Source organism: Aphanizomenon sp. UHCC 0183, assembly GCF_009712065.1.
GTDB lineage: Bacteria > Cyanobacteriota > Cyanobacteriia > Cyanobacteriales > Nostocaceae > Dolichospermum > Dolichospermum heterosporum.
Genome location: NZ_VILC01000180.1, coordinates 1 through 4,587, shown reverse-complemented (window position 1 = coordinate 4,587; position 4,587 = coordinate 1). Strand labels below are relative to the sequence as shown.

Genomic DNA, 4,587 nt, shown 5'->3' with positions numbered 1-4,587 from the left:
CCACCTCCCCTACCCCCCACTCCCCCACCCCCCACTCCCTGTGTTAGATTTAATAAAGTTCTCTTGAAAATCCGTCAATATAATCACTTAAAATAACATTGTGATTGCTATTTATCCTGGTAGTTTTGATCCCATCACCTTGGGACATTTAGACCTTATTCAGCGCAGTAGTCGTCTATTTGAACGAGTCATAGTTGCCGTCCTCCGCAATCCCAGTAAAATACCATTGTTTACAGTAGAGCAAAGATTAGAACAAATTCGTCTATCTACAAAACATTTACCAAATGTAGGAGTAGACAGCTTTGACGGTTTGACCGTAAAATATGCCCAAATGCAACAAGCGCAAGTTTTGTTACGGGGGTTAAGAGCGGTTTCTGACTTTGAGATTGAGCTACAAATGGCTCACACTAATAAAACATTGTCTACTCAGATCGAGACAGTTTTTCTGGCAACATCAAATGAGTATAGTTTTTTAAGTAGTAGTGTGGTAAAGGAGATTGCCAGGTTTGGTGGCTCTGTTGATCATCTTGTTCCCCCACACATTGCCCTAGATATATACCAATGCTACAACCAAAAATCCCTAGCCTCGAATCCAACCATAACGGCAACAATCCTCCCCCACGAGAGTACGTGAATGGTATCCCTTCCATTGGCAATCCAGCGCCAACATCAGGGGTAGATATTCAGCACGAACTCAACCAATTAGAGGAAATAGTTCTCTCTAGTTTGAGGATTCCCCTCACGGGACGTACCTTAATAGATGAAGATAAATTACTTGAACAATTGGATTTTGTCCGTCTTTCTTTACCAACGGTGTTTCAGGAAGCGCTCAATATTTTGGCTCAAAAGAATGAAATTCTCCTAGAAGCGGAAGAGTATGGACAACAGGTAGTAGACGTAGCCCAAGCCAAAAGAGCGCAAATTTTGTCCGAAAGTGATATTGTCAGGCAAGCACAGCGAGAAGCTGACCAACTGCGGCGACAAGTCCAGCAAGATTGTGAAGCCATGATGCAAGACACCCTCGCAGAAATTGACCGTAAACGTCGCGCTTGTCAACAAGAATTAGAAGAAATGCGCCAAACTGCAATTTCTCAAGCTGAAGAAATTGAAGATGGTGCTGATAAATACGCTGATAACGTTCTGGCTAATATTGAACAGGATATTCAGGAAATGTTAAAAATTATTACTAATGGTCGCAAACAATTAAATTCCCCCAGTGTCCCCAAGAATGGAGATCACCCCCAACAACGCCCCCCGCATAATTCCAAAAAAAGATAGTACAACCTCGTTCCCAGTCTCTGACTGGGAATGCCATCACAGAGGCTCTGCCTCTTGCTGCTATTGAAGTCAGAGCCTTCTATAAATTCATTCCCATACAGAGTATAAGAACGAGAAAACGAGAAAAATAAAAACTTTACATAGTTTTCTAAGGGAACACCAAAAAATAAAGGCGTTGCTGATTAAGGGTATGAATTTTAGTCTCACGCAAAGGCGCAAAGACGCAAAGGTAAGATTTTTAAAGGTTCAATTTGGAAATTTCATACCTCGATTCAGCAACGCCAAAATAAATTACCCAATTTTGTGGGATGGGCATCCTGCCCGTCCTTGTGGTGCGGGCAAGATGCCCGCACCACAAGAAATTTTTGGGTATTTTTTTAATTGGAAGTCCCTAAGATACGAGGTTTGGTTGAGGTACGTTCACTTATCCTTGACAGGAGGCGTATCCCTGCGAACTGCTTGCAGCAGCGCTTCGCTATCGCCGGAGGCATTAGCCATAACCCAACAAATGCGTCGGGTTGCGCTGTCGCTTAACCCGACCTACAAAAAATAGACAAGGTATTGGCAAACTATTGAGGAAAGGAATATTAATTTTCACAGCCAGACTTGCCGTAAGCTATACTGCATAACTTCTGTATTTTGTATTTCTCCATGAATTTAGTCTGGGAAAGATTGACTTTATCTTCTTTACCACTGAAAGAATATTTGTCTGGTAGTTACCTACATCGGTTTCTGGTGGGACTTTTGCTGCCTTGGCGACAAAGTAGTATCTTAATGCAGTGGGGAGATATTATTGCTGTTGGCTTACTTAGCCTTATTTATGCTCTCGCACCTTTTGTTTCTACTACTTTAATCGGTTTATTGTTGGTGGCTTGTGTCGGCTTTTGGCTGCTGTTGACTTTATCGGATGACAATAAATCAGCCAATGCGGCTTCCGTTACTCCTATTCACCTGCTAGTGTTGCTGTATTGGGGTGTTGCGGCGATATCAACGGCTCTATCACCGGTAAAAAAAGCCGCTTTGGGTGATTTACAAACATTAACTCTTTATTTGTTGCTGTTTGCCCTCTGTGCTAGGGTGCTGCGAGTCCCCCGGTTTCGGTCTTGGTTAATTACTCTTTATTTGCATATATCCCTGATTGTTAGCGTCTATGGGTTGCGACAATGGTTTTTTGGCGCGAAGGCTTTAGCTACTTGGGTTGACCCGGAATCACCTTTGGCTAAGACTACCAGGGTTTACAGTTATTTAGGTAATCCCAATTTATTGGCTGGATATCTTTTGCCGGCTGTGGTTTTAAGTTTGGTGGCTATTGTGGCTTGGCCAGGTTGGATCAGGAAATCACTAGCATTAACGATGCTTTTTGTCAATGCTGCTACTTTAATTCTTACCTTTAGTCGCGGTGGTTGGATTGCTTTGTTGGTGGGATTGTTTACTGTGGCGGTATTCCTAATTTATTGGTGGAGTATAAATATGCCCCCATTTTGGCGGAGTTGGTCTTTACCTATTCTGTTGGGAAGTGTGGTGGGGTTATTGGTGATAGGGGTGTTATTTGTCGAACCTTTCCGGGTGCGGGTTGTGAGTATATTTGCTGACCGCCAAGACAGTAGTAATAATTTTCGCAAAAATGTCTGGGAATCTGTGTTTCAAATGATCCGCGATCGCCCGATAATTGGTATAGGACCTGGACATGGTTCTTTTAATAAGGTTTATCCTCTCTATCAACGTCCTCGGTTTACGGCTTTAAGTGCCTATTCTGTGTTTCTAGAAACCATTGTGGAAACTGGCTTTTTGGGTTTTACCTGTTTCTTATGGTTAATAGTCGTCACCTTCAATACAGGATTTTTGCAACTGCGACGATTACGAGAAACTAAAAATATCGAGGGCTTATGGTTAATTGGGGCGATCGCTAGTATCCTAGGTATACTTGCTCAGGGTCTATTTGATACAGTCTTCTATCGCCCTGAAGTTAATACCCTCTGGTGGTTTATGGTGGCTTTAGTTGCCAGCTATTGGCAACCTTTAACAAGGAAGAATCAGGTGACAGGTGACAGGTGACAGGTGACAGTTAAGAGGGAATAGGGGGCAGAAAAGAGAAATTTTCTTCTTCCTCCTTCTTTCTTTCTCCTGACTCCTGACTCCTGACTCTTAATACCTCTTCATTGCCCTTTGCATATCTCGTTGATCATCACGACGTTTGAGGCTTTCGCGTTTGTCGTGGAGTTTTTTACCTTTACCCAGGGCAATAACTATTTTTACCCAGCCCCGTTTTAGATACATTTTTAGGGGGACGAGGGTTAAACCTTCCTGTTGTACCCTACCAATGAGTTTACGCAGTTCTTGTTTATGAAGTAATAACTTGCGGGTTCGTCTGGGTTCGTGATTAAAATATGCACCGCTGGAGGTATAAGGAGAAATATGTACGTTAATTAACCATGCTTCCCCGTCACGAAGCAACGCATAACCATCTTGTAAATTGGCTTTACCGGCACGAATTGACTTGACTTCAGTTCCTGTCAATTGAATACCCGCTTCATAGGTTTCTATGATTTCATATAAAAACCGTGCTTGCCGATTATCACAAATAACTTTGTAACCTTCACTCTGTTTATCACTCATCAAAAATCTTCTTAAGTTTTAATAAATACGCCCAAAAATTTCTTTAGACTGGCTTTTTCTTTAATTGTAATCCAAAGGGACTGGGGAAGAGGTGATTGGTCAAAAATCATCTCTTTTTTTTGGAGATTACGTAAAGTTTCATGAACAATTTGTGAAAATTTAATATTTTCTTTAGAAATCATTGATGATGTCATCATGAGTAAGTAATCTTGTCATAGTATTAGAGATAGAATTAGTATTCTTGCTTGTGTCTATTAATATTTGTGATTACAGTAAATTGCTCGACCAAAAGATTATAGGGGTGTACTATCCATGCCCTTGACTATTCTTGTCGCAGATGACGATTTAGGTACACGCCTATCTATTAGTGATTATCTTGATCTGTCCGGGTATAATGTTATAGCTGTTGATAATGGTGTAGACGCTTTGGCTATGATTGAAAAGCGTCATCCTGATTTGATGGTGACAGATATTATGATGCCACAGATGAATGGTTATGAGTTGGTGCGTCGTGTTCGTCAATTATCGGCGTTTCGATTATTACCTGTGATTTTGTTGACAGAAAGAACGAAAACTCAAGAACGAATTTTGGGATATCAGTCTGGCTGTGATATGTATTTGTCTAAGCCATTTGAATTGGAAGAGATAGCCGCTGCTATACGTAATTTGTTAGAGCGATCGCAAATCATCCAA

General features: G+C 41.4%; 6 protein-coding genes. 4 read left to right on the top strand and 2 right to left on the bottom strand.

Annotated features, from left to right (window positions below):
- Positions 1 to 100 precede the first annotated feature (100 nt).
- The 3 genes from coaD to FJR37_RS25985 all read left to right on the top strand — a co-directional run bounded on the left by coaD (position 101) and on the right by FJR37_RS25985 (position 3,333).
- Entirely contained in the window at positions 101 to 634 is a 534-nt protein-coding gene (gene coaD / locus FJR37_RS25995) for a pantetheine-phosphate adenylyltransferase (RefSeq protein ID WP_039204771.1), read from the top strand.
- Positions 562 to 1,278, top strand: a complete 717-nt coding sequence (locus FJR37_RS25990; protein WP_039204773.1) for a DivIVA domain-containing protein — start codon at positions 562 to 564, stop codon at positions 1,276 to 1,278. The genes coaD and FJR37_RS25990 overlap by 73 nt, the downstream gene beginning before the upstream one ends.
- A gap of 651 nt (positions 1,279 to 1,929) precedes the next feature.
- Positions 1,930 to 3,333: an IctB family putative bicarbonate transporter gene (locus tag FJR37_RS25985; RefSeq protein WP_168467508.1), complete on the top strand. Its 1,404-nt coding sequence runs from the start codon at positions 1,930 to 1,932 to the stop codon at positions 3,331 to 3,333.
- Positions 3,334 to 3,423: 90 nt separating this feature from the next.
- Here the strand turns inward: FJR37_RS25985 and smpB are convergent, their stop codons facing one another.
- Entirely contained in the window at positions 3,424 to 3,894 is a 471-nt protein-coding gene (gene smpB / locus FJR37_RS25980; protein ID WP_027400847.1) for an SsrA-binding protein SmpB, read from the bottom strand.
- Positions 3,895 to 3,905: 11 nt separating this feature from the next.
- Positions 3,906 to 4,091 carry a hypothetical protein gene (locus FJR37_RS25975; protein ID WP_217355410.1) on the bottom strand — a complete coding sequence of 62 codons (186 nt, stop codon included), beginning with the start codon at positions 4,089 to 4,091 and terminating at the stop codon, positions 3,906 to 3,908.
- A gap of 115 nt (positions 4,092 to 4,206) precedes the next feature.
- Here FJR37_RS25975 and FJR37_RS25970 point away from each other — a divergent pair.
- Positions 4,207 to 4,587, top strand: a 381-nt coding sequence (locus tag FJR37_RS25970; RefSeq protein WP_168467506.1) for a response regulator, incomplete at its 3' end; no start/stop codon positions are given.